Genomic DNA, 25,001 nt, shown 5'->3' with positions numbered 1-25,001 from the left:
TTTATACATAGAACTTGCTCGATAAGAATTTTTATTTTATAATAAAACCATCAGAAAATCGAAAGAAGCAGAGTATTTATGAATATGTTAGGCGAAAAACTCAGATTAAGGCGGAAGGAACTCAAACTATCACAGAAAACTCTCGCAGAAGGTATTTGTGAACAAAGCCAAATCAGTAAAATTGAAAGAGGGAGTTTCATGCCCTCCGCTGAGCTTCTCTTCAGGCTATCCAAGCGTCTGGAAGTGCCTCTGGATTACTTTTTTAATGAACAAATCGAGGTTAAGTCTAATCTCTCTCATTTCAAACAATTATCATCCAAGTTATTAGAGGATAGAAATTATGATGATTTAGAATATATTTATCAATTGGAGGTGGAAAAGAAGGGCATTCTATCCTTTGAAGACAAAATGTATCTGGAGTGGAGCAAGGCCATTATTGACTTTTATAAATACAATCTAACATCTCAGGCTATCTCACATTTAGAACAAATTCTTCCAAGACTAGCCTCTTCTACGGCCATTTATCTTAAAATCCTCAATACCTTATCAAACTTTTATTCTCTAGTTGGACTTGAAGAAGAGTATGAAAAAAATTACCAACTCTTAAAAGAACTCTATCAAACCAAGGATTTGACAAATCAAGAATGTCTTTTCGGCTATATCCGAATCCGTTTCAACTATGCTCACCATTTGCAATCACAGAAAAAATATAACGAAGCCATGCAAGAAGCGCTTGAAATGATTGAATTCTGTAAATCCAAGCAAACTAGCTACCAATTAGCTCCATTTTTAATCCTAGTCGGCAATGCTGGAGCATCCTTTTTAGACAAGGAACAGGTAAGGAATTACTACTTAGAAGCAAGAGAGTTAAGTCGTATCTACAATAATCCCCTCATGCTCATGAAAATAGAAAGCTTTCTTAGTCAACTAGAAAACTCATCCACAAAATAGCTCTATATTGTAATACCAGAATAACCCAAATACCCCAGACAGTTCAGACTGCTGGGATTTTGTTTTCCGATAACAAAAAAGACCAGGATTTCTCCCAGTCTTAGCGACTATTGATAGCCTTCATAGTCCGCTTAATATCCCGGTCTTGCTCACGGCGTTTGATGGACTCTCGCTTGTCGTAGTCGTGCTTCCCTTTGGCAAGCCCAATCAAGACCTTGGCAAAGCCGTCCTTGATATAGACCTTGAGCGGCACCAGAGTCATCCCTGTTCCCTTGACCTCATTGCCCAAGGACTCGATTTGCTTCTTCCGCAAGAGAAGTTTGCGCGTCCGTGTTGGGTCCTGGTTCCAGATATTGCCCTCATCGTAGGGAGCGATATGGACATTGACCAGCCAAGCCTCGCCCTGCTTGATCTGGGCAAAGCCGTCCTTGAGGTTAATCCGCCCCGCACGAATCGACTTAATCTCCGTCCCCGTCAGGACCATCCCCGCCTCCACTGTATCGACAATGGTATAGTCGTGGCGGGCTTTTTTATTCTGTGCAATCACATTGCCCTCACCCTTGGCCATGCCTATCTCCTTTTCTTCTTGTTCTTTTTAGTTACTTCTTTGTAAAATGGTTTCTTTTTCTTGTCTTTTTTACCACTTTTTGACTTATGGTCTTTCCCAGACTTGTGACGTCCGCTGTCGCGACCAGCAGCTTCTTGTTTGTGGTGCTTACCTCGTCCTCGCCCTGACCGATCATCACGGTCACGGTTAGAGTGACTAGCAGTTCTCCGCTTGGCTTTCAGAGCTTTTTCCACAATATCCAGCTCGGACGGCACGTGGGCAAAATCGATTTCCCCTGTCATCTTGTCCGCCCGCGTTAGCTTGATACGAATTGGCTGACCGACACGGAAGACTCGACCTGATTTCTCACCCTGCAAGGTCAGAGTCCGCTCGTGGAACTGGTAATACTCGTTGAGGTTGGTGATATGGATCAGGCCTTCAACCGTATTCGGCAACTCAACAAAGAGACCAAACTTGACTACGCTAGACACGACACCATCAAACTCTTGCCCAACAAATTCTTGCATGAACTCTGCCTTCTTCATGGCTTCGACTTCCCGCTCTGCCTCAATGGCACGGCGTTCTAAACTGGACGAAGACTTGGCAAGCTCAGGAATAACCTGCTCAAAATGCTCTGCTTTTTCCGCAGGATTGTAACCATATTCCCGCACCATACGGTGAACCAGCAGGTCGGGATAGCGGCGGATAGGACTGGTGAAGTGGGTGTAAAACTCCGCACCCAATCCGTAATGGCCGTGGTTGTGCTCTGAGTAACGCGCCTGCTGCATGGAACGCAGCAACATCATGTTGAGGACGTCCGCATAGGGTTCATCCTTGACCCGCTCCATGAGATCCTGAAGGGCGTCCTGGCTGATAGAGCTGGCCGTTCCATAGACGGTCAGACCAAAGCTGGTCGCATAGTCGATGAACTTCTGCAACTTGTCTGACTTAGGCTCCTCGTGAATCCGATAGATGAAAGGCAGGTCCAGCTTGGCAAAATGCTCAGCAACGCACTCATTGGCCGCCAACATGAAAGACTCAATCATTCGCTCAGCAATGCCCCGCTGGCGCAGTTGAATATCGACTGGCAGACCATCCTTGTTGACGATGATTTTAGCTTCAGCTGTATCAAAGTTGAGAGCCCCACGCTTGTAGCGCATGGTTTCCAGGGTTTCATGGAGTTTGACCATAAGCTCAACACTTGGCACGATTGTCTTGTATTTGTCCAGCTTTTCCTTGTTACCTGCAATCATGTCATTGACATCGGAATAGGTCATACGGAAGGTGGTTTTGATAACCGTTTGGCCAATCCAGTGCTTGACAACCTTGCCCTTGCGGTCAATTTCCATAATAGCCGACTGAGTCAGGCGTTCCACATTTGGATTGAGGGAACAAATGCCGTTTGACAGGCGTTCTGGCAACATTGGCACCACTCGGTCGGTCACATAGACAGAAGTTCCACGCTTGACAGCTTCCTGGTCCAAGGCAGAGCCTTCGGTCACATAGTAGCTGACATCAGCGATATGGACACCCAGTTCCAGATTGCCGTTCTTGAGCTGCTTGATATGGACCGCATCGTCCAAGTCCTTGGCATCCGCACCGTCAATGGTGAAGATGATTTCATTCCGCAGGTCCAAGCGTCCTTCAAAGTCCTTCTCAGACGGACTTTCTGGTACTCGATTAGCCTCCGCCAAAACTTCATCAGGGAATTCCGACACGATGTCCATGGACTCCAAGACTTCCAAGACATCGATTCCCACATCGTCCTTGTGGCCCACCACGTCCCGAATGGTCGCAACAAAGTGATCCCGTTTCTTGTTTGGATAGGCTTCAATGTCGACTTTTAGGATTTCCGTCCCGGTCAATACCAGAGGTGACTTCTTGATGTAAATCTTCTGAGCGATTTTCTGGTTTTTAGACTTGATGTAGCCTGCATACTCTGGCTTGTCTTCGTCAAAAATAATCAAGCCCACCGCTGTTTTCAGGCTATGTTCCAAAATATCAATGACTTCCGCTTCCGCAGCAGTTCCCTTGAAACGATCTGCAACCTTTTTGATTGCAATTTCAACTCTGTCACCTTCGATAGCAAAGTTAACATCGTCACGGCTAACAAAGAGATCATCTTCCTCTTCATCAATGGTCACAAAGCCAAAGCCTGACTTGTGGGCACGAAAAATACCCTGTAAGGTCACCTTGTTTTTGGACACTTTTGGAGCTGGAAGAGCAATTCGACCCGCATTGTCAAAGACAAGTTGACGACTACCTTCCATGCTAGAAACCAGCTTGACCAAGTCTGTAAAGCTCTTAGCAGAACTGGCTCCAAACTGATCTGCCAGCTGGTCCATGGTCACAGGACCAACTTCTTTAATATAGTTAATAATTTCGTTTTTCATCTTGTATTTACCAGAGTGCAGGATAAAAACCTAGCACTATTTCTCTTTCAGTCCTTTAGTTTATCTTTTATTACTGCGACGTACGAGGAAACTCCGTTTCCCTATTTCCAACTTCAAATAATTTCATCATTATTTGAACTCGCTTTGTCGTACTTCAGTACAGTCTGCAGCTCGTTGCCTAGTACTAAAAGCAAACTAAAAGACTGTATTTTGCGTTATATCCAGACGCAGTGGCTGATTGCTCCAACAATCAAATGATTGTTGGAGGTGGGAGATAGGATTTGCAAAGCAAATCTCAATAGTTCGCGAATAACGCTCCGAACCATACCTACTCAACTTATGCGGGGGGGCAGACGAACTCTTTATACTTGTCGAGTTCTGGCCCACTCCCAAAAAAATAGACCAAGAACAAGTCCCAGTCTGATTTATCTACTTACTTGAAATGATAACAAGTGCCAGCGCATCCAGCATCCAAAGAAAAACAAGAATAGCTGTAATGCGTTGCATCACCGCTTCAAAACCACGGGCCTTTGTACGTTCAAATAAGGCTCCACTAGAAGAGTCAAAGACGTTGCTAGACTGGTTTTTAGCCGGTTGAATAAAAATCACTACAATCAAAATAACAGATAAAATCAACAGAATTGCTAATAATGCTTGATACATATTTTTTTCACTTTCTACAATAACTTATGACATTATACCATAAAACCTACTTAGTTTCAAGGTGGAGGGTTACTTTTCTCTCTTTTGGACAGTATTTTAAGACTTCAATCTTATCTGGATGAGTCTTGGCGTTTTTGCTAGTCAAGTAGTTCTTACTACCACATTCTGAACATTGTAAATTGATTTTAACTCTCACTAAACATCCCTTACTTTCAAATAGTTTCTAAAATTGGTCAAAGACCAGATAAGGTTAAAGAGGACAAGTCCGCTCGACAGATAGAAAACCCAGTCATAACCCATGTGAGCAGCCACCGCAGACCCCATCATGGGACCAACAACAGAACCTAGATTATTAAAGAGTTGGTTGTAGGAAAATATCCTTGAAATCCCTTCTTTTGGGGTCAACTTGGTCAAAAGAGAATTGACCGAAGGCAACAATGCTCCTGTCCCAAAACCATACATGAATCGCAACAAACCAAGCTGGAAAGGATTTTCTGCAAAAACACAGAAAACATTAATCAACAGACTGTAAGTCAAAGCAATTAACAGGAGGCGATGATTGCCAATACGGTCACCAATTTTCCCTAAATAACCTGATGTCACTAGCGATGCCATGCCAGGCAAGGAAATGATAAAACCAGCAACAAATAACAGATTATCTGTCTGTCCCAAATGCCGCACATAGAGGGTCAATATAGGAACGACGGCCTGAGCAGCTGCAATAATAATCATAGATGTCACAAAAAGCCCAACCAGCATCTGCCGATCTTTCACCTGCTCAAATACCTCTTTAACCGACATCTCTTCGCCTTTTTTGACTGGAACAAAATCCTCTCGAATATAGAAAACGGTCAGTAACACAACGATAGCATAAAGAAGTCCCACCAGCAAAAATACCATATGTACGCCAAACATCTCTGCTAAGATACCACCCAGGGTCGGACCAATCAAATTACCCGCTACCGCACCTGTTGATAAGGTACCCAGAGCATACCCCGTCTTATCCTTTGGAACCTGACTGGCAATCAAGGCAGTCGCATTGGGAATGTACCCTGTAAATACCCCGTTTAGGACACGTAAGGCAAGCAACCAAAAAACATTTGGTACAAAGGCCATACCACCCATAGTAAAAATCATCGCAAAAGCAGCCCGCACCATCATGGGCTTGCGACCGTAACGGTCCGCCAAACTCCCCCAAATAGGCGCCATCAAGGCTGCCGCAAGGGCATTAACAGATACCGCAAGCCCCGCATAATATTCTACCTGTCCAGGACCTACCCCCAACTCTTCCACAAAAACCGAGATAAAAGGCATAACCAAGGTAAAACTCGTCCCTGTTAGGAAATTTCCCAACCAAGCCACCTTCAAATTCTGCTTCCAATAACTACTACCGTCGTCCATCCTTTAATTCCTCCAAAAGTTGCGCAACCTGTGCTAAGGTCGCCTCAACCGCTCCGCTATTGTCAATCACCACCTGGGCTTGCGACCGTTTTTCCTCTAAAGAAAGTTGCGCAGCCAGACGATTTTCCGCATCTTGAACAGCTAAGCCATTGCGTTTCATAAGCCGTTCCAACTGCTGCGCTCTATCGACATAAACTAGCCAGACTTCATTTACTTCCCCGCTATAATCTGCCTCATAAAGCAAAGGAATATCCATAAAAATTACATCCTCAGTCTGCTTGAGGGCGTCCCTTCTGTCTAACAGCTCCTGTCTGATAATTTGGTCCTGCAGGTCAGACAGGCGAGCCCGCAGATTGCTATCCGCAAAAACAGCCTGACCCAGTTTGAACCTATCTAAATTTCCATCATCTGATAGGATGTCTTGACCAAATTCTTTCAGCAAAATCTGATAGAGCTTGCCACCTTTGGCCTGTAATTCGTGAACAACCGCATCCGCATCAATGACTGGATAGCCCTGTTGTCGCAGAAAGGCTGTGACTGTTGATTTTCCAGAGGCTATTCCGCCTGTTAAACCGATAATTTTAGCCATATTTCACCTGACACTGAGGACAGAAATGCGTCCCTCGACCACCCAGCTGGATTTTGACAATCTCCGTCTGGCAACGGGGACAAGCCTGTCCTGTCTTTCCATAGACTTGTAAATAATTCTGCATAGTCCCATCCAAGCCCAAGGCATTCTTATAGGTCCGAATGGTTGAGCCTCCTTTTTCGATACCCAGTTGCAGGACTTCAATGGTAGCTTGGCGAAGGCTAGTTACCTGCTCTGCTGATAGCTGATTACTCGTTTGTGCAGGATGAACTTGTGCTCTAAACAGAACCTCATCTACATAGATATTGCCCAAACCAGCCACCAAAGACTGGTCCAAAAGATGCGACTTAATGGGCTTTCTCGACTTAGCTAACTTTTTGGCAAATTCTTCTAAGTCAAAATCTTCCTCCGTCGGCTCAGGACCAATTTTGCGACTGATAAAATAGGCATCCACATCTGCCTTGCCCAGCAGTTCCATTGTGCCAAACTTGCGGACATCCTGATAAACCAAGGTCGAGCCATCTGAAAAAGTAAAAAAGGCATGGAAATGTTTGTTGGCAGGCACCTGGTCAGGAAAGAAATTGTACTTACCTTCCATCCGCAAATGAGAAATGAGGACATGGTCTGTCAGGTAAATCAAGAGATACTTGCCACGACGGTCCACATCTAAAATCTCCTGACCAATCAAGTCTTGGCAGAAGGCATCCACACCAGTCTTAATCATAGGGACATAGGACACCTTGACCTTTTCGATGACCTTTCCTTTGACCAACCGATTCAAACCACGACGAACCGTCTCAACTTCAGGCAATTCGGGCATACTAAGATATTAAGCCGTTAAGCGGCTCAAAGAAAAATAGAAACCTGACCGACGGTGCTTCGACACCTAGGTCACGGTTATCTTTTTTCAAAGAGTCGTAGGCGAGTTCAATTACAACACCTAATCGGCTTTCCTTTCTATAATGATAACAAGATGAAGGAGAGCGACGCTGTGTGACTTGCACACAAGGAGCTCTATCTATTTTCCGAGCTTTTAGCTCGGGTTCAAGTACGCAAACACTCGTCCTTTCTAACAAAATTACAAAGCAAATAGAAACCTGACCGACGGTGCTTCGACACCTAGGTCACGGTTGTGATTTTCAAAGAGTCGTAGGCGTGTTCAAGACAACACCTAATCGGCTTTCCTTTCTAAATATAGTAAAATTAAGAGAGCGACGCTGTGTGACTTGCACACAAGGAGCTCTATCTATTTTCCGAGCTTTTAGCTCGGGTTCAAGTACGCAAACACTCGTCCTTTCTAACAAAATTACAAAGCAAATAGAAACCTGACCGATGGTGCTTCGGCACCTAGGTCACGGTTATCTTTTTTCAAAGAGTCGTAGGCGAGTTCAAGACAACACCTAACCGGCTTTCCTTTCTTGTTTACTAAAAAGATTTCTCCATAACGCAGTAAAAGCCTTTCGGCTTTTCTGCTAACTATTTCTAAGTGATTGACTTAGGCAGCCTATCCCCAGGCTACCTCGCTTTCTGGTTTTCAAGCTCGGGTTTTCAAATGGTCACTTTAACATTTCTAAGTGACCAGCTGAAACAGTCTATTCCTAGACTGTTTCACTCCCCACAGAATTGCCTAGGCGACTTACTAGTTTCTCACATCATTATCGTCGAATGATGTGAGAAGCGTCGAACACGTCCTCTGGACCGCTTCGCTCTATTGTTTTTAATACTCTTTCTCATTATATCCAAAATCGGCGAGGTCGAGTTTTTTGTCACGCCAGTTTTTCTTGACCTTGACCCAGGTTTCAAGGAAGACTTTGTCGCCCAACATCAATTCAATATCACGACGGGCCATGGAGCCGATTTTCTTGAGCATGGCTCCTTGCTTGCCGATGATAATGCCTTTCTGACTATCACGCTCCACCATAATCGTCGCACGAATGTGAACCTTGTCCGTAAATTCATCGCGTTTCATAGATTCAATGACAACGGCAACAGAGTGCGGAATTTCCTCACGAGTCAGGTGTAGAACCTTCTCCCGAATCATCTCAGATACCAAGAAACGTTCTGGGTGGTCAGTGATTTGGTCCGCTGGAAAATATTGGAAACCTTCGTCTAGGTTTTCCTTGAGAATTTCCATGAGGCGGTTTACATTGTTGCCTTGGGTAGCAGAAATAGGCACAATTTCCTTGAAGTCCATCTGTTGACGGAAATCATCAATCTGCTCCAAAAGCTGGTCTGGATGGACCTTGTCAATCTTGTTAACAACGAGAATAACTGGAACCTTGGCTTGTTTGAGGCGTTCCATAATCATGTCGTCACCCTTGCCTCGTTTTTCATCAGCTGGCACCATAAAGAGGACCGTATCCACCTCACGAAGGGTGCTATAGGCAGATTCCACCATAAAGTCACCCAAGGCCGTCTTAGGCTTGTGGATTCCTGGTGTGTCAATGAAGACAATCTGCTCTTCTTCTGTCGTATAAATCCCCATAATCTTGTTACGGGTTGTCTGAGCCTTGTCGCTCATGATGGCAATTTTTTGCCCCATTACATAGTTGAGAAAGGTCGATTTCCCAACGTTTGGACGACCTAAAATCGCCACAAAACCTGACTTAAATGTCATGTATTCTCCTTATATTCTAAAAAATAAAGTCCCAAATTTTCGGCACAAAGATAATCAATCCTGTCAACAAGGCAAATCCTGACACAAACAAGACTGCCCCTGCTGCCATATCTTTTGCATTCTTTGCCAACATAGAAAAATGATAGTCTGACGCCAAATCCACCACATTCTCAATAGCCGAATTCACAATTTCAAAAGCGATAACTAGACTAATACTGAGCAAGAGGAAGAGCCATTCTGTAACAGATACTTGGAAAATAAGTCCCGCAAGCACTACAAGAATAGCTGAAGCAAGGTGCTTCTTCATATTGCGTTCTTCCTTGAAAGCCGTCAACAAACCCGTCACTGCAAATTCTAGACTAGCAATCAATTCTCGGTTTTTCCAGCGATTTTTTGAATTATTCTCTTGTAAGTCCATAGGCCGTCAAAATTTCTTCTTGTAAACCAAACATTTCTGCCTCTTCTTCTGGCGTATAATGATCATAGCCATTGATATGCAGAAAACCGTGTACAGCTAAAAAGCCCATTTCGCGCTCGTAGCTGTGTCCGTAATCTTCAGCTTGCTCACGCGCCTTATCGATAGAAATATACAATTCACCAATATAGGCATCAAAATCTTCCATCATTTCAGCCAATTCAGGATTGTCCAGTAAGTCTTCCTCATCAAAAACAATCTCCGACTCTGGCTTATATTCTAAACTGACAACATCTGTCGGACGGTCAATTCCTCGGTACTCCAAGTTAGCCTCATGGACACGCTTATTGTCCACAAAGGTCACAGCCATTTCCTTATTCTGCTTGCCAATTTTTTCGGCAGCAAACTGGAGCAATTCCGTAATCTGCTCCTGCATTTGAGCAGAAACCTGCCCCGTCTCATCAATCATTTCAATATACATAATCTTACATTCCTTTTACGTTTCCATTATATCATAAAACCTATCAATGAGGGGTTTTTAGTGGTATAATGTCCTCAGAAGCTATCAAGAGGAATGGAAAATGTTACAAACACCGAAACACATCACTGCCATCATTGAATCTCATCTGGATCAGATGACTAGACTTGAAAAGCAGATTGCCAGTTATTTTACTCAGTTAGACCCATCTAGCACCGATCTTAGCCAAGAAAACACTATACAGCAACTCCACATTTCTCCATCTGCTCTTACCCGTTTTGCCAAAAAATGCGGTTTCTCAGGTTATCGAGAATTTGTCTTTGCCTTTCAGAATAACCAAGAATACTTGGATAAACATTTTGAAAAATTACAGCGAAGCCTGACAAAAAAAGTCTTGGTAGACTATGAGGAAATCCTAACTGCTACCAATAAACTCGTTGATGAAGAAAAATTGGAAGAAATTGCCAGACTGATTGACAGTAGTAAGCGTGTCTATTTTTATGGAATCGGCAGTTCTGGCTTAGTGGCCATGGAAATCAAGTCCCGTTTTATGCGACTGGGAGTCGTTTGTGATGCTATTACAGATAAAAACAACCTCATTTGGACAACCAATATCCTAGATCAGACCTGTTTGGTTATCGGCCTTTCTTTGTCTGGTCAGACAGAAGAGGTCATGGAGCATCTCCAGCTGGCTGCTCAAAAGGGGATTCCTACCGCCCTGTTAACAACTAAGAGTTTTCCCCATCCAACTTTTGACCAAATCATTCCAGTCGCCTCTGTCCGCCACCTCAATTACGGCAATCGTATCTCACCCCAAATTCCCCTGCTCATCATGCTAGATATTATCTACGCCTATTTTTTAGCTATTGACAAAGAAAGAAAAGAAAGTATTTTTAAACAGACCATCAAAGAATAAACACAAAAGGCACTACTGTATTTCAAGTAGTGCCTTTATTAGTTAGCTGAAAAACGTGTCCCAATTAAATAATCATAGACATAGTCATTAACCTTTACATGCATGGCATCGTGGGCATATTCTGGTAAGATTTTCATCTCTTTTTCAACTTCCAGTCGATTGTAGATAGCAAATTGGGTTGATGGAGGACAAACGCCATCTTCTAAGCCCGTTACCATAGCGACTGGGCATGAAATCAAGTGAGCCAGATTTTTTACATCAATATAGGATAGGGTTCGAAGAACTTCCTCTTCCCGTTCATGAAACGGATCTGAAAATTTGAAATAACGAAACAATTCGTCGTAGGCTTCACTGTTGTTGCCAAGTTCCAAGACCCGTTTAAAGTCAGATAGGAAAGGATAGATGGCTACGGTTTTACTGATGTAGGGACTGAGAGCGGCTGCCACCAAGGCCAAGGCCCCTCCCTGTGAGGCACCATAAGACACCAGGCGCTTCTGATCAACAAAGTCCAAGCTGGCAATAATCTCAATCAGCTGATAGACATCCAGATAGACATCCTTATAAAACAAGTGTTCTGGCCCTTGAAGCATCCCTCGAATAACCTGCCCCTTAACAGTTAGACCATCAAATTGCCCCAAATCCTGAGAACGCCCCGCCTGCCCACGTACGTCCATAGCTACTACCCCATAACCAGCTGCTAAAAATTTTAAATTCTCAGACCAGTCGGGTCCTTGACCTTGGTAACCATGAAAGTAAAAGAGGACAGGAACTGGTTGGTCACTCTTTGGAAAGAGGCACTTGGCAAAAACCTTGGAGCCATTTGTACCCGTAAAGGTCAGTTCGTAGCAAGCTACATGAGGCAAGTTGCATTCTTTTTCAAGTAATACATAGTCTGCTAGACCTGTCAACTGATTTTTTTCATTCTGCCAGAAGGCATCGAAATCTGCAGGGACTTCCTGCCGACCACGATAGGTCAGCATATCCTGCAAGGTCATATTATCTATCATCATTCAACCTCTCTACAACTAGAAAAAAGACGGAAAGCTTCCAAATCTAAAGGAGAAGAGAAAGGGAAGGAAGCTCTCCATCTTACATTACCTGATATTATCTTAGTCCTTGCTTCTGTTGGAAGTGATAGAAGGCTCCCAGCATACCAGCAGCATTCTCATGCTCAGCAAAGGCTAGCTTGGTCTTGTCTGCTAGGCTAGAAACCAGGTTTTCCTTAAGAGCTGCTTGGATTTTCTCAAAGAGATAATCTTTTTGCGCCATAATACCACCGCCAAGAATGACCACTTCTGGATTGGCTACATAGCAGATATTGGCAATACCTTGACCAAGATAGTTGACCATGCGATCAATGGCTGCAATACAATGTGCATCTCCTGACTTGGCTTTCTGGAAAATCTTGTAGCCATTCCAGTCTGCTGGATCCTGATTATGTAAGCGAGCTACTTCTTGGACAAGAGCCGTCGTTGAAGCCAGGTCTTGGAAAGCCCCATCTGAAAGGTGGAGATAGCCGACCTCACAAGCTGAATTACTAAAGCCATGGAAGATTTGACCATCCACTAGCAAGCAACCTCCAATGCCCGTGCCAATAGTCAAGCAAATGGAAATCTGACTGCCCTGACCAGCACCTGAAATACCTTCTGCTAGTCCTGCACAGTTGACATCATTTTCAATCTCGCAAGGAAGACCGAAAGCTGTTTCAATTTCAGACTTAAACTGGGTACCAGCATAGTTTGGAATTTGTGGCCCTGAGTAGAAAATCTCTCCCTTGTCAGGGTCAACCATCCCAGCTGAAGAAATGGCTACACCTGAAAGGGGGGCTTGAGCATGGAAATCTGCCACAAGTTTTTTGACCGTCGCTAGGATATGGGGGCCGCCCTTGTAGGCTTCCGTGTCTATCTTATAACTTTCAAGAATCTGACCTGCTTCATCCAGACGACCATATTTAATCTGAGTTCCGCCAATATCAATAGCAAGATAGGTTTTCATAGACACCTCCTAGGCACCAAATCTTTCCTTAGCATCGCGAATGAGTTGGGCTGCTTCTTGAGCAATGACCAAGTCTGCTTCCGTCAAGGCTGTCAGAGGTTCACGAACAGAACCAATATCCAAGCCATCATTGATACGGATGACTTCCTTGATGACAGCGTACATATGACCATGACCGGATACCAGTTTACCAATAATAGTATTGATAGTCGCCTGCAATTGACGGGCTGTTTCCAAGTCCTTGTCCGCAATCAATTGGTTCAAACGCAGGAAGAGTTCTGGCATAGCACCATAGGTACCCCCAATTCCACCCTTAGCGCCCATGAGGCGACCTCCGAGAAATTGCTCATCTGGACCATTGAATACCACATAGTCTTCACCGCCTAGACTGACAAAGGTATCAATATCCTGAACTGGCATAGAGGAATTTTTCACACCGACCACGCGTGGATTTTTCAACATTTCCTTATAAAGACTTGGTGTCAAGGAAACACCTGCCAGTTGCGGAATGTTGTAGATGATGAAATCTGTATTTGGTGCAGCTGCACTAATACCGTTCCAGTAAGCAGCAATGCTGTACTCTGGCAAACGGAAGTAAATCGGTGGGATGGCTGCAATAGCATCAACACCCAATTCTTCCGAATGACGAGCCAGCTCCACGCTGTCCTTCAAATTGTTGCAGGCAACATGGTTGATAATGGTCAATTTGCCCTTGGCAACTTCCATGACCGCTTCAAGAATTTGCTTGCGGTCTGCTACACTTTGGTAAATACATTCACCAGATGAACCGTTGACATAAAGCCCTTGAACACCCTTGTCAATGAAATACTGAACCAGGGCTTTTACACGTTCTGAACTAATCTCACCAGCCTCGTCATAACAGGCATAGAAGGCTGGGATAATTCCATGATATTTCGATAAATCTTTCATTCTAATTCCTTTTTAACTGTTTTTATTCTTGAACCAAACTCTCTAATAAATAGAAAGGATAGGCCTGCATAGGCAAAAAATAGCAGACAAACCAGACCGATTAAAAATGTCAGGTCTGAATAAAAGAGGATAGTAGCTACAAGTAGAAAGACCAGACCAACCATAGCGGTCAAGGACAGCATATTCCCCAGGCATAAAATCCCTTTTAAGAATAAGTCTTTCAAGTGCAAATCAAATCGACTGGCTAACGGGTAGATATAGACCCAAAGTAGCTGACTAAAGAGTAGGATGGCAATACAGCTTGCACGAAAACTGTCAAATATCAGACCAGCCTGTCCCCAAATCAGATATAGATCCAAGAGGCAAAAGGTCGTTAGCCCAATTTCTACCAGTGACAAGACCAAGCCCTGTTTCCACTGGCGACCAAAATGACCCCAGTAGGTCGACCAGACCTTGACCTTCCCTTCTTCATTCATGTCCCATAAACTCGCTTGGAGGGCTAGTTTGGCAATTCCCAAGGTAAAAAGAGGAAGACTTGCCAAAACAGTTAAGCCATTTAAGAGCATGAGATCAAAGAGTTTCTCTACCAGTTGCCATGCTGGATGATTGGCATCAAACAAGGACTGAACCAGTGTTCTACCACCCTTTCCTTTCATTTACATCTTCCCCTTTCTATTTTAGTTGAGAACTAATCGTCTAGTAAGACTTTAATGACAAACTTGCGGACAGTCTTTTGTCCACCTGCCCATTGGTTTGGCTGATGAACCTCACCAGGCAGGAAAATAGCAAAGTAATTCCCATCAAGTAGGCAATCCACCCATTTTTCACTCGGAACAAAACCGATATCACTTGCTGGATCAAAACCAGTATCTTCTCCAACAAGACGACAACCGTAAGAAATTTGTTCCTGTCCGCTGATAACAAAATGGATATCTGCGTATGAACGATGGTATTCAAATTCCTCCTTGAACTCTTCAGAGAGGGTATTTTCCTGAAGGAAATAATAGACATCTTGACCAGCTATTTCATACCTGCCTAGGTCCTGCTCGCGAAAATCACCCTTTTCCAAAACAGCCAAGGCAAGATCCAAGTTGGGATGCAGTCCCTTATATTGTGAACAATTGTCAATATGATCATAAATCATGTATCATTCTCCCCAAACTATCCGAATTCTTAGCCCTTAACCGCTCCCATGGTGATACCTTGAGTAAAGGATTTTTGGAAGACAAGGAAGACAGTAACAATTGGTACTGCAGCCATTGCCGCTCCCGCCATGATAACACCGTAGTTGGTCGCCATTTCAGCCTGCATAGTCGCAACACCTAGCGAAATGGTCAAATTCTGACGAGAAGTCAACATAACCAACTGCATAAAATAGTCATTCCAAGAGTTGATAAAGGTGAAGATGGCCAAGGCTGCAAAACCTGGTTTGACAATTGGAAAGGCAACATTCCAGAAGGTTGACAGCTCACCACATCCATCAATCTTAGCAGATTCCAAGAGCTCTGTTGGGATATTTTCAGAGAATTGTTTCATCAAGAAAACACCAAATGGCCAGCCAACTAGCGGTAGAATCACCGCTGCTAAGGTATCATGAATCCCCATAAAGTTGATAATCCGTACCAGAGGCACAAGTACAACCTGTTTAGGCAAAGCCATGGCAGCGATGAAGATTGAGAACAAGATCCGCTGTCCGTAGAACCGTTTCTTAGCCAAGACGTAACCAGCTAGAGAAGAGGTCATACAAACCAAAATCATGGTCGTCAAGGAAATAAATACTGAGTTCCATAGCCACTGTAAGGCTGGGTTTTGAACAGTCAACTTGGTAAAGTTTTCTAGCGTTGGCTGGGTTGGCCACCACTGAGGCGGAATCACAATGGTATGAGGTTGTGACTTAAAGGCACCGGTCATAATCCAATAGAAGGGGAAGATGAAAAGGATGGTCAACAAGAGCAAGATGAACGTTGAAATAACACCAAAGGGTGTAATGGTTTTCTTTTTCATAGTTTCCTCCTTTCTAGTATTCCACATCGTTACCCAAAATCTTGAATTGGGCAAAGGAAATCAGTGCAATCATGACTGCCAGGAAAACACCCATGGTGTTTGCATATCCATACTCAGACAACTTAAAGGCCTTTTCGTACAAGTAGTACATGAGGGTGGAGGTTGAATAGTTAGGTCCACCTGAGGTCAAGAGCTGAATAAGGGCAAAACACTGGAAGGAGTTAATGGTTGTAATAACAGCAATATAAAGAGTGGTTGGCAAGAGGCTTGGCCATTTGATTTGCCAGAAAACCTGATGTTCGTTGGCTCCGTCCACACGCGCAGCTTCTACCAAGGAATTATCAATATTTCCTAGAGCTGCAATGTAAAGAATAATCGGCTGACCAACTGAAGTTGTTAAGAGGATAATGATGATGGCTAACAAGGCCCACTGTTTATCCCCTAACCAACTGATATTTTGTTCAATAAGGCCACCAGATTTCAAAACGAAGTTCAAGATACCTGACAAGGGATCGTAAATCCATTTCCAAACAACCGTTACAGCAACGGAACCCGTTACAACAGGCAGGAAGAAGACTGCACGGTAGAAGGAACGAGCGATGACATTCTTTTCATAGGTCTGCGAAGCGACAAAGACAGAAAAGAAGACAACAACTGGCACTGAGCCAACCACGATAATCAACGTGTTAATCAGAGATTTGATAAAGATCGGATCATTAAACATCCGTACATAGTTATCTAGTCCAACAAAGCTAAAATCTGTCATGGTATAGTTAAAGAAACTGGTGACAAATCCCATAATCATTGGAGCGAGTACAAAAATGGTGAAGAAAATGAGAATAGGAGCTAAGAAGGTATAGGATACAATGGTTTCCCGCATTCTAATCTTATTTATCTGCACTTAGAACACCTCCATTCTAATCTTGTAACAAAACTCATTGAAAACCAAAATAAGTGATGAAAATTTTTTTGATTTTCATTAAGCATAAAAGGAACGGCTCCTTTTCCATATCTATTGAATAGCTAACAGAGAAAAGGAGCCTCATTCAATTCATTTATTTAATCGTTGCGTTTGCTTGTTCAGTGAATTCTTTCAAAGCAGCCGCTGCTTCTTTTTCGCCATTTGATACAGCTTGAAGCATTGGGAACCAAAGAGTTCTCATTTCAGCAAATCCGTCAATAGTATTGTAGTATGGTGAGTAGTAACCAGTCCACTTGTCAATCATAGCCATGCGTTCATCATCATAGAGAGCACCAAACGAAGTACGAACTGGGAAGGCACCTGTACGAACAACGTTCTTAGGACCCCATTCTTTGTCATCTGCGATGAACTGGATGAATTTCTTAGACGCTGCTACACGAGCTTCGTCGCCATTGTTGAAGACTGCAAATCCGTTTACAAGGTACTCAAGAGCTGCCTTACCATCTTCAGATGGGAATGGTACTTCAAGAACTTCTACTTTAGATGCTTCTAACAATTGTCCTTGGATACCATTTTGAGCAGGACCCCAAAGGATAGTGTAAGATGTTTGACCATTTGCAAAGTTTTGGATGTCATCGCCACCTGCGTATTGAGAGCCGTTCATCATGTAGCCGTCTTTAATCCAGCCTGCTGCCTTATCCAAAGCTTTAATCATTTGCTCTGAATCAGTTGTATACTTAGTTACGCCTTCGTCTGTGATGCTACCGCTGTAGAGGTTTGCCAAGAAAGCACGAGTACCTTGGTCACCACCTTGACCGTTAGAGAAGAGGGAACCTGGGTTGTAGCCTTTATCTTTCAAAGCCTTGATAACTTTTTCAAAGTCGTCTGTTGTCCAGCCATCTTTGACAAGATCAAGCACACCTGCGTCTTTCAACATCGCTTTGTTAAAGGCCATGTAGAATGGAGCAGAGCTGAGTGGGTACATATAAGCTGTATCACCAGCCTTAGATGCTTGGATAATGTTGTCATTGTTGACATCTTTGACAAAATCATCTGTGAAGAGGTCATTCAACTCAGCCAATTTACCATTTTTTCCGTAGGTGATAATACGACCTGGTGCGTCAAAGAGGACGTCTGGAGCAGTACCTGCTTCGATAGCAGTTGTAATTTTTTCAGGACCAGATGTAAAGTCGATGGTTTCGAGTTTTACAGTGATGTCTGGGTTTGCTTCCTCAAAAGCAGCAATAATTTTTTGCTCATAGGTACCCACACCGTCTTCTGTGTTTTCTTGAGTGAAGACTGGGAAGGCCCACCAAGTGATTTCTGTCTTGCCAGAAGCACTAGAATCAGCTGTCTTCTCAGCAGTTGTATTACTGCTACCACCACTACATGCTGCAAGTGACAAAACTGCCACACCAGCTAACAATGAATGTATGATTTTCTTCATCATTCTTCTCCTTTTTTATTATTTTGCTTACCCCAATGGGTGCTTAGACTACTTATTTATTGTTTCAACACTCGGATAAACCGCTCTGCTATTTCTTTTGGTCGGGTAATAGCCCCGCCAACAACGATACCTGCCACACCTAGATCATGGATGGTTTTGACTTGATCCGGATAATGAATTTTTCCTTCAGCGATGACATCAATACCCGCTCGACAGAGTCGATCAACCAATTCAATATCTGGACCATCTTCTTGTCGGCTATAGGATGTGTAGCCCGATAAGGTCGTTCCAACAAAATCAATACCTGCCTCGTAGGCTGTCACACCTTCTTCATAGGTAGAAATATCTGCCATGAAGAGTTGGTGTGGATATTTTTCCTTGATTTGCTTGATGAAATCAACGATGTCCAGACCATCATAACGCTCACGTTTAGTACAATCCAGGGCAATAACTGCAATGTCTAGCTCAGCTAGCTCGTCAACCTCTTTCATCGTTGCCGTAATGAAGGGTTCTTGAGGAGGGTAATCTCTCTTGATAATTCCGATAATCGGTAAATCGGTTACTTCCTTGATTTCTTTAATATCTCGGACACTATTGGCTCGAATACCTACGGCACCTGCTTCTTCTGCCGCCTTTACGAGTAAAGGCATAATCCCCCCTTCTTCCCTATACAAGGGTTCACCAGGTAAGGCCTGACAGGAAACAATAATGCCATCTTTAATCTGCTCTTTTAAGATTTCTTTGCTTATGATCGCCATTTAATTCTCCTTGCACCGTTCTACTATTGGATCCAAGATAGCGCTTACAATATAATTATATAATATACTGATGTTTTTTCAATAGACTTTTACATTTAAATTTTAATTTCTGCCTGAAGAAAGAAAAGGGGATTTTTTGAAACTACTTTCTATTTTCTAACTTTTTTATAAAAATAGTTTCACTTGTTAGAACTGAAAAACCAGCCGATTTTTCCGACTGGTTTTTACTCTATTCTATTTACTCAATTCTCCAAAGCATAGGCCTGCAATTCAGGATTAATAGGAGTGTTGATGAGATTGTTAGCATAATTACAAAGAGTTGCAAGACTGACTCCTAACACCACATCCAAGGCATTTTCATCCGTGTAGCCCTCTTGGAAAAATTCCTCTAGCAAGGGCTGTTCAACCTTGCCTTTTTCATGGATAACAGCCAGAGTAAAACGAGCTAGAGTATCCAATTTTACATCAGCCTCGATTGGTGTCCCCTGACGAAGAGCCTGCAAAATCTCATCCGGCATCTTGATTTGCTTGATAGATATAGCAGTGTGACCAGCTACACAGAAGCCGCAACCATTAGCAACCGCTGCTGTAATTTGTACTACTTCGCGTTCAGTCGGTGTCAGACTATTGCGACGGTTAATGCCTCCTACAGTTTGATAGGTTTCCAAGGCTGTTGGAGAGTTGGCTAAAAGTCCAATTAAATTAGGAATATAGCCCCCGTTATTTTTCTTGACCGTTTCCAAATTTTCTTTCAAATCAGGTCTAACAGTTTCCAAGGTATGAATAGGGAAAAAATCTTGTGTCATAGGATACTCCATTTCAAAAAATTTCATAGAGTAGGAATAAAAATCTGCCTGGATTCACACCTATACTTCTATGCTTACATTTTATGCTATCATAAAGACAGGTATTATGCTAATATATTTTACCTATCACACCTATAAAAAATTGATAAGCCCTTGTAGAAACCACTAGAAAGACTGGATAACTTCGACCAGTTCATCCCAATCTGTCACCACTTTATCTGCCTGATACGGAGCTATTGGCTCTACTCTCTTTCTATGATTAAACCAAATTGCCTTCCAATTCGCAGCTTTCGCTCCTACCACATCATTCTCAAACGAATCCCCTAAATAACAAATATCTTCGCCTGACATCCCCAAACGTTCTTCCATTAGTTGAAAAATAGCAGGATTTGGCTTTGTGATACCAACTTGTCCAGAAATTAGGACATGTTCTAGCTCAAACCAATTAACTAACCCCATCGTGCGTATCTTTCTCAACTGATGTCTATAAGGTCCATTCGTAATAATCCCCATTGCAATTCCTTGCGCCTGACACCATGAAAATATCTCTGGAAACACTGGACTGAGCTCTATCTGCCCTTGAAAATAATCATAATCTATTTGAATAGCTAAGGCTGTTGCATCAGACACCTGATACCCAAAATCTGCCAGAGCATGTTTCATCCGATAAATATGACTGTCTTTCAGACTCATCTTTCCAATTGCTGTCGCTTCAAATACTTCATCCGCATATCTGCGAAAGGAAAGGTAGAGTGGTTCAATTTGCTCCCTTGCTACTTCAAAATGTCTTTCCAAAGCACGTTCAAACGGTTGAATCTGATCATAAAGCGTATCATCTACATCAAAAATTAAGGCTTTCATGAGTCCATTATAGCAAAAAATTCCAGCCAAAGCTTGGAATTTTTAACTGCTTATTACACCTTTGCTTGAATCTCATGCATTTGAGCATATACTCCACCACGTGCAACCAATTCTTCATGCTTCCCATGTTCAATAATTCGACCTTGATCTAAGACAAGAATCTGGTCTGCATTTTGAATGGTAGAAAGTCGGTGGGCAATGATAAAGGTTGTCCGACCTTCTTTCACCACTTCCATAGCATGTTGGATAATTTCTTCCGTCTCCGTATCAATATGAGAAGTTGCTTCATCCAATATCAGAATTTTAGGATCAGAGTAGAGTGTCCGCGCAAAGGCAATCAACTGACGTTCCCCACTTGAAAAGGCCGCCCCCTTCTCAACAACTGGTTCATCAATCCCTTTCTCTAAGCGAGATAGCATAGGCCTTGCACCAACTTTTTCTAGCGCCTGCAGGATTCTGGTTCTATCTGCTTCCTCTTCATTCATGGAAACATTGCTGGCAATCGTCCCTGTAAAGAGATAGGGATCTTGCAAAACAATCCCCATGTGACTGCGCAGGCTTTCACGGGAATAATCACGGATGTTTTTCCCATCAATCAGTACACGTCCCTCCTGTGGATCATAGAAACGATAGAGGAGGTTCATAATAGAAGACTTACCAGACCCAGTATGCCCAACCAGAGCAACTGTTTCTCCTTTTTCTGCCCGAATGGTAATATCTTTCAAAACTGGTCTGTTTTCTTCATAGCTAAAGTTCACTTGTTCAAACACGACTTGCCCTTGTTCAACTTCCAAAATACAATCACAGTCGTCCTCCACCTCTTCTTCTAGAATGGCCATTAGACGCTTACCTGTTTCAAAAGAGCGAAGCATATTGGGGAACTGTTGAACCAGCGCTCCCAAAGCAATGAAGACTCCTTCGATATAGTTGACATAAACAAAGAGTTTCCCAGCTGTAACTCCATCCTGTCCCGCAAGAAACTGATAGCCGACTACCGTTAAAATCGCAGCAATGACCAAATTTTGCAGAAAACCACTCAGATTCCACGTGGCAAGAGACTGGGCCCAGATAATCTTATTATCTGCCCGACGCATCTTGTCAGCAGTCACTTCAAATTCTCTCATGATGCGCTCTTCTTGTCCAAAAAGTTGAATCAAACTTGCACCATTCATGGTCTCATTCACCTGCGTATTGACGTCACTCCTTGCATCATAAAAATCCTTCATTGGCTTGTCTGTCATTTTCTTGTAAGCAAATTGAATACCGATATAGAGTGGTATCAAGAGTAACATCAGCCAACCAAGACTCCTATTCATGTAAAATAGGACACCGTATGTAAAGAGCAAACGAACAATATTGTTAAAGGCATTAACTAAGGTCCCATAAAATTGTGTCCGCAGAGTTTCTGTATCATTGACAATTCTAGTTGCAATTTTTCCAGCGGGCTTATCATCAAAATAAGAAATAGGCAACCGTTGCATAACATCATAAGCTTGATTACGTAGATTTTCAGCAATACGATTGGCACAATGCATGAGTAAACGCATAGATAGGTAGAAGCCAATAGCTCCCAGAATAATCATTCCCATGTATTGAACTGACTGGTTTAAGAAAACAGCTTCATCAAAGGGCAAACCCTTGCTTAAATCCGTAATCGGTCCATCAATCGCCTGCTGAATCAGCAGAGGAGCCAATCGAACCATGGTCGAAGCCAATAGATAGAAGCCGACAGCTACTATAAATAGCCACTTGACTCGACGGATTTGTTTTAATAAAAAACCTAAAATAGTCATTACTCTCCTCCTTCCTGGCTTTGTTGTCGTTGGTATTGTTCATAGTACCAACCTCTTTGGGCAAGCAAATCAGCTGGACGCCCTTCCTCAACGATACGCCCCTCATCCAAGACTAGTACCCAGTCTGCATGGTTGACAGCAGATAGACGATGGGTCACGATGACATTGGTTTTGCCTGCACGTTCTTTTTGAATATTTTGGATAATCTGGCGTTCTGTCCGAGCATCAACGGCTGACAGGGAATCATCTAAAATGAGCAAGTCTGGCTCTCGTAAAAAGGCACGCGCAATAGAAATCCGTTGTTTCTGACCGCCAGAAATAGACACACCCCGCTCGCCAATCATGGTGTCCAGTCCATGACTCATCCGCTCCAAGTCCTGGCTAAAGGCTGCGGTTGCGATAGCCGCTTCAATTTCTTCCAAACTACTGTCACGCTTACCAAAGGCAATATTTTCCCCAACAGATTTTGAAAAGAGAATGTGTTCTTGTGGAACATAGCCAATTTTTTCCTCTATACTAGAACGTTTAAAGTCTAAAACAGATTGATGATTGATGAAAAAATTTCCCTGACCAATCGGATACTGGCGTAAGAATTGGCGAACCAAGGTCGTTTTTCCCGAACCAGTTTTCCCAACGATACCTACAGTTTGCCCTGCTTTCAGTGTCCAATTGATGTCCTGTAGGCTGGCTCTTTCCGCCTGTGGATAACTAAAGCTATAATTTTTGAAGGAAATACTATCCAGCTCTGCAATTTCCTTAGAACCATCAGCCTCCAAATCATCACCCGTCTCAATCAGCTCTTGCAGTTTTTCGAAAGATGTCTTACCAGTCTGATAAACAAGGATGAAATCTGCTAGTGTCCAAAACGGCTCTAAAAGCGAACCGACATACAATTGAAGGGCAATTACTTGTCCCAAGGTCAGTTGCCCTGCTTTCACGGCTTGTGCCCCCATGAGAAGTACGAAAATAGTAGACAATCCCAAACAGACTGTGGCTAATGGATTATACAATGATTGCAAGGAAGTGATGCGATCCCCACCTTGAGCCAATTGTTTGGTACGAGCTTGAAATTGAGCCTTTTGATGTGCTTTTTTACTATAAGCCCGAGTCACTCGAATGCCTTCGATGACCTCCAAAACTTCATTATTGAGCTGGGCTACAGCTTCTCTATTGGCATCAATCGCCCTATCTTGTTTTCTCCCGATAAAAAATATACATAGTGTCATGAACAGCATCGGTAGTAAAGCTACTAGTGAAATTTTCCAATCAATAAAGAACATCGTGGGAATGATAAAAGCCAACATACCGCCTGCATAGACGACAATCATAAGACCATAACCCACCATCTCCATCAGGCCATCCACATCCGTTGAAAAACGAGTCATGACATCTCCTGAGCGGAATTTTTCATAAAATGGAGTCCGCATGGTTACTAATTTTTTAAAGGCACGTTGCTGCATGTCAAACTTGAAGTTGACAGAGGCCTGAAATAATTTCAGATGCCAAATGAAGGCTGTTGCATAGTTCAGCACTGTTACCAATAACAATAAGGTCATCTCCTGAACCAATATGGCCTGTGTTAATTCATTCTTGGTCAGTATATCGACCATCCGCTGTATGATTTGCGTTGGTAGCAAAAGTGTAGCGTCATAAATAATCAAGGTCACAGCAACCAATAGATAGAGCCACTTATGACGCTTGATATAGTCAAAAATTAATCGAAACATATATCTCCTTTACAAATCTATAACCTATCATTTGCCACTTTATCGTCATTTAGTTTTTCTATTATTACTTCGTTAACTCGCCTTGCCTAACTCTAGTTATGCCTGCGGCTCGTTGCCTAGTACTAAAAGTAAACTAAAAGACTATATTCAATGAGCAACAGTTGATAGACCTTACCTTTCTAAGCGCACAAAAAAGCCCAGGGAAGCATCTCACTCCACCTAGGCTTGCGTAAGTCCACAAAAATAGACCGGCTCTTGAACATAGTCGACAATTTTTATCACACCATGGCCACAGTGCTTGATTGTCTCAATGTTTCAAAATATAGCCCACGAAAAACGACAAAAGTTCATCAATGAGCTTTGTTTTCCTGCTTAGAAAGGAGTGTATGATAAAAAATAGCTTGCTGAATGACAAGTTGCTTGTTCATTTGTTTTACTCCTTTCATATTTCTAAGCCCTATTCTACCATAATAAACATTCATGTCAAGGGATTTTTTGACAATAAGGGCGAATTTAGGACAAAAATAAGAAAAAACCTTGTCAAACAAGGCCTTTCGATAGTATTCGATGCTAGTTGCCGGGATTGAACCGGCGACCTCATCCTTACCATGGATGCGCTCTACCGACTGAGCTAAACCAGCAGTACTTGACTAGTATATCATATCTCTAAAAAAAGTCAATGGATTTTTTGGAAATATTGAGAAAAATAAAGAGAGCTAAATTCCCAAAGTAAGTTCTAGTCTGTCTTAAAAACTGGAAATTAGACTGAGACAAAGAAATAAGGTAGA

General features: G+C 42.8%; 25 protein-coding genes and 1 tRNA gene. 2 read left to right on the top strand and 24 right to left on the bottom strand.

The window, feature by feature from the left end:
- Positions 1–78: 78 nt before the first annotated feature.
- On the top strand, positions 79–951 hold the full coding sequence (locus SST111_RS10305) for a helix-turn-helix domain-containing protein (RefSeq protein WP_099811177.1): 873 nt from the start codon (positions 79–81) through the stop codon (positions 949–951).
- Positions 952–1,051: 100 nt separating this feature from the next.
- Here SST111_RS10305 and smpB read toward each other — a convergent pair whose 3' ends face one another.
- From smpB to ybeY, 10 genes are all read right to left on the bottom strand, one after another.
- Positions 1,052–1,519, bottom strand: coding sequence for an SsrA-binding protein SmpB (gene smpB / locus SST111_RS10300; RefSeq protein ID WP_024401667.1), 468 nt, complete (start codon positions 1,517–1,519; stop codon positions 1,052–1,054).
- Between the two features lie 2 nt (positions 1,520–1,521).
- Positions 1,522–3,891, bottom strand: a complete 2,370-nt coding sequence (gene rnr / locus SST111_RS10295) for a ribonuclease R (protein ID WP_099811175.1) — start codon at positions 3,889–3,891, stop codon at positions 1,522–1,524.
- A gap of 429 nt (positions 3,892–4,320) precedes the next feature.
- Positions 4,321–4,554: a preprotein translocase subunit SecG gene (gene secG / locus SST111_RS10285; RefSeq protein WP_002935768.1), complete on the bottom strand. Its 234-nt coding sequence runs from the start codon at positions 4,552–4,554 to the stop codon at positions 4,321–4,323.
- Between the two features lie 46 nt (positions 4,555–4,600).
- Positions 4,601–4,750 (bottom strand): 50S ribosomal protein L33, encoded by a 150-nt coding sequence (gene rpmG / locus SST111_RS10280; RefSeq protein ID WP_012775228.1) that lies wholly within the window; start codon positions 4,748–4,750, stop codon positions 4,601–4,603.
- Positions 4,750–5,955 carry a multidrug efflux MFS transporter gene (locus SST111_RS10275; protein ID WP_014637644.1) on the bottom strand — a complete coding sequence of 402 codons (1,206 nt, stop codon included), beginning with the start codon at positions 5,953–5,955 and terminating at the stop codon, positions 4,750–4,752. The genes rpmG and SST111_RS10275 overlap by 1 nt, the downstream gene beginning before the upstream one ends.
- Positions 5,942–6,544: a dephospho-CoA kinase gene (gene coaE / locus SST111_RS10270; protein ID WP_099811173.1), complete on the bottom strand. Its 603-nt coding sequence runs from the start codon at positions 6,542–6,544 to the stop codon at positions 5,942–5,944. Before coaE ends, SST111_RS10275 begins: the two co-directional genes overlap by 14 nt.
- Complete coding sequence (mutM, locus tag SST111_RS10265) at positions 6,537–7,364, bottom strand: DNA-formamidopyrimidine glycosylase (protein WP_099811171.1); 828 nt, start codon at positions 7,362–7,364, stop codon at positions 6,537–6,539. Before mutM ends, coaE begins: the two co-directional genes overlap by 8 nt.
- Positions 7,365–8,261: 897 nt before the next feature.
- Positions 8,262–9,161 (bottom strand): GTPase Era, encoded by a 900-nt coding sequence (gene era / locus SST111_RS10260; protein ID WP_002935752.1) that lies wholly within the window; start codon positions 9,159–9,161, stop codon positions 8,262–8,264.
- Between the two features lie 16 nt (positions 9,162–9,177).
- Positions 9,178–9,579 carry a diacylglycerol kinase family protein gene (locus SST111_RS10255; protein ID WP_002935751.1) on the bottom strand — a complete coding sequence of 134 codons (402 nt, stop codon included), beginning with the start codon at positions 9,577–9,579 and terminating at the stop codon, positions 9,178–9,180.
- Entirely contained in the window at positions 9,560–10,057 is a 498-nt protein-coding gene (ybeY, locus tag SST111_RS10250) for an rRNA maturation RNase YbeY (RefSeq protein WP_099811169.1), read from the bottom strand. Before ybeY ends, SST111_RS10255 begins: the two co-directional genes overlap by 20 nt.
- Before the next feature lie 100 nt (positions 10,058–10,157).
- On the opposite strand from ybeY, the gene SST111_RS10245 reads away from it, so the two are divergent.
- Positions 10,158–10,970, top strand: coding sequence for a MurR/RpiR family transcriptional regulator (locus SST111_RS10245; protein ID WP_029185257.1), 813 nt, complete (start codon positions 10,158–10,160; stop codon positions 10,968–10,970).
- Between the two features lie 38 nt (positions 10,971–11,008).
- Here SST111_RS10245 and SST111_RS10240 read toward each other — a convergent pair whose 3' ends face one another.
- The 14 genes from SST111_RS10240 to SST111_RS10170 all read right to left on the bottom strand — a co-directional run bounded on the left by SST111_RS10240 (position 11,009) and on the right by SST111_RS10170 (position 24,854).
- Entirely contained in the window at positions 11,009–11,977 is a 969-nt protein-coding gene (locus SST111_RS10240; RefSeq protein WP_099811235.1) for an alpha/beta fold hydrolase, read from the bottom strand.
- 97 nt (positions 11,978–12,074) lie between these two features.
- Positions 12,075–12,965: an ROK family protein gene (locus SST111_RS10235; protein WP_099811166.1), complete on the bottom strand. Its 891-nt coding sequence runs from the start codon at positions 12,963–12,965 to the stop codon at positions 12,075–12,077.
- 9 nt (positions 12,966–12,974) lie between these two features.
- Positions 12,975–13,895: a dihydrodipicolinate synthase family protein gene (locus SST111_RS10230; protein WP_029943605.1), complete on the bottom strand. Its 921-nt coding sequence runs from the start codon at positions 13,893–13,895 to the stop codon at positions 12,975–12,977.
- Complete coding sequence (locus tag SST111_RS10225; protein ID WP_099811164.1) at positions 13,892–14,551, bottom strand: YesL family protein; 660 nt, start codon at positions 14,549–14,551, stop codon at positions 13,892–13,894. The genes SST111_RS10230 and SST111_RS10225 overlap by 4 nt, the downstream gene beginning before the upstream one ends.
- Positions 14,552–14,583: 32 nt before the next feature.
- Positions 14,584–15,039, bottom strand: a complete 456-nt coding sequence (locus SST111_RS10220; protein ID WP_024376835.1) for a YhcH/YjgK/YiaL family protein — start codon at positions 15,037–15,039, stop codon at positions 14,584–14,586.
- A gap of 29 nt (positions 15,040–15,068) precedes the next feature.
- Complete coding sequence (locus SST111_RS10215; protein WP_099811161.1) at positions 15,069–15,899, bottom strand: carbohydrate ABC transporter permease; 831 nt, start codon at positions 15,897–15,899, stop codon at positions 15,069–15,071.
- 13 nt (positions 15,900–15,912) lie between these two features.
- Positions 15,913–16,800 carry a carbohydrate ABC transporter permease gene (locus SST111_RS10210; RefSeq protein ID WP_024418984.1) on the bottom strand — a complete coding sequence of 296 codons (888 nt, stop codon included), beginning with the start codon at positions 16,798–16,800 and terminating at the stop codon, positions 15,913–15,915.
- A gap of 154 nt (positions 16,801–16,954) precedes the next feature.
- Entirely contained in the window at positions 16,955–18,268 is a 1,314-nt protein-coding gene (locus tag SST111_RS10205) for an ABC transporter substrate-binding protein (protein ID WP_099811158.1), read from the bottom strand.
- Between the two features lie 56 nt (positions 18,269–18,324).
- Positions 18,325–19,026, bottom strand: a complete 702-nt coding sequence (locus tag SST111_RS10200) for an N-acetylmannosamine-6-phosphate 2-epimerase (protein WP_099811156.1) — start codon at positions 19,024–19,026, stop codon at positions 18,325–18,327.
- Between the two features lie 242 nt (positions 19,027–19,268).
- Positions 19,269–19,832 (bottom strand): carboxymuconolactone decarboxylase family protein, encoded by a 564-nt coding sequence (locus tag SST111_RS10195; RefSeq protein ID WP_099811154.1) that lies wholly within the window; start codon positions 19,830–19,832, stop codon positions 19,269–19,271.
- 165 nt (positions 19,833–19,997) lie between these two features.
- Positions 19,998–20,693 (bottom strand): HAD family hydrolase, encoded by a 696-nt coding sequence (locus SST111_RS10190; RefSeq protein WP_044755797.1) that lies wholly within the window; start codon positions 20,691–20,693, stop codon positions 19,998–20,000.
- Positions 20,694–20,746: 53 nt separating this feature from the next.
- The gene (locus SST111_RS10185; protein ID WP_099811152.1) at positions 20,747–22,486 is read right to left on the bottom strand and encodes an ABC transporter ATP-binding protein; all 1,740 of its coding nucleotides are present in this window, start codon (positions 22,484–22,486) and stop codon (positions 20,747–20,749) included.
- Complete coding sequence (locus SST111_RS10180) at positions 22,486–24,213, bottom strand: ABC transporter ATP-binding protein (RefSeq protein ID WP_099811150.1); 1,728 nt, start codon at positions 24,211–24,213, stop codon at positions 22,486–22,488. The genes SST111_RS10185 and SST111_RS10180 overlap by 1 nt, the downstream gene beginning before the upstream one ends.
- A gap of 568 nt (positions 24,214–24,781) precedes the next feature.
- Positions 24,782–24,854 (bottom strand) — tRNA-Thr (locus SST111_RS10170).
- Positions 24,855–25,001 lie beyond the last annotated feature (147 nt).

The sequence above is a fragment of the Streptococcus suis YS161 genome, from assembly GCF_002760245.1.
In the GTDB taxonomy this organism is placed as follows: domain Bacteria; phylum Bacillota; class Bacilli; order Lactobacillales; family Streptococcaceae; genus Streptococcus; species Streptococcus suis_I.
Note: the sequence above shows the minus strand (reverse complement) of the source record. Positions and strands in the feature narration are given on the sequence as shown.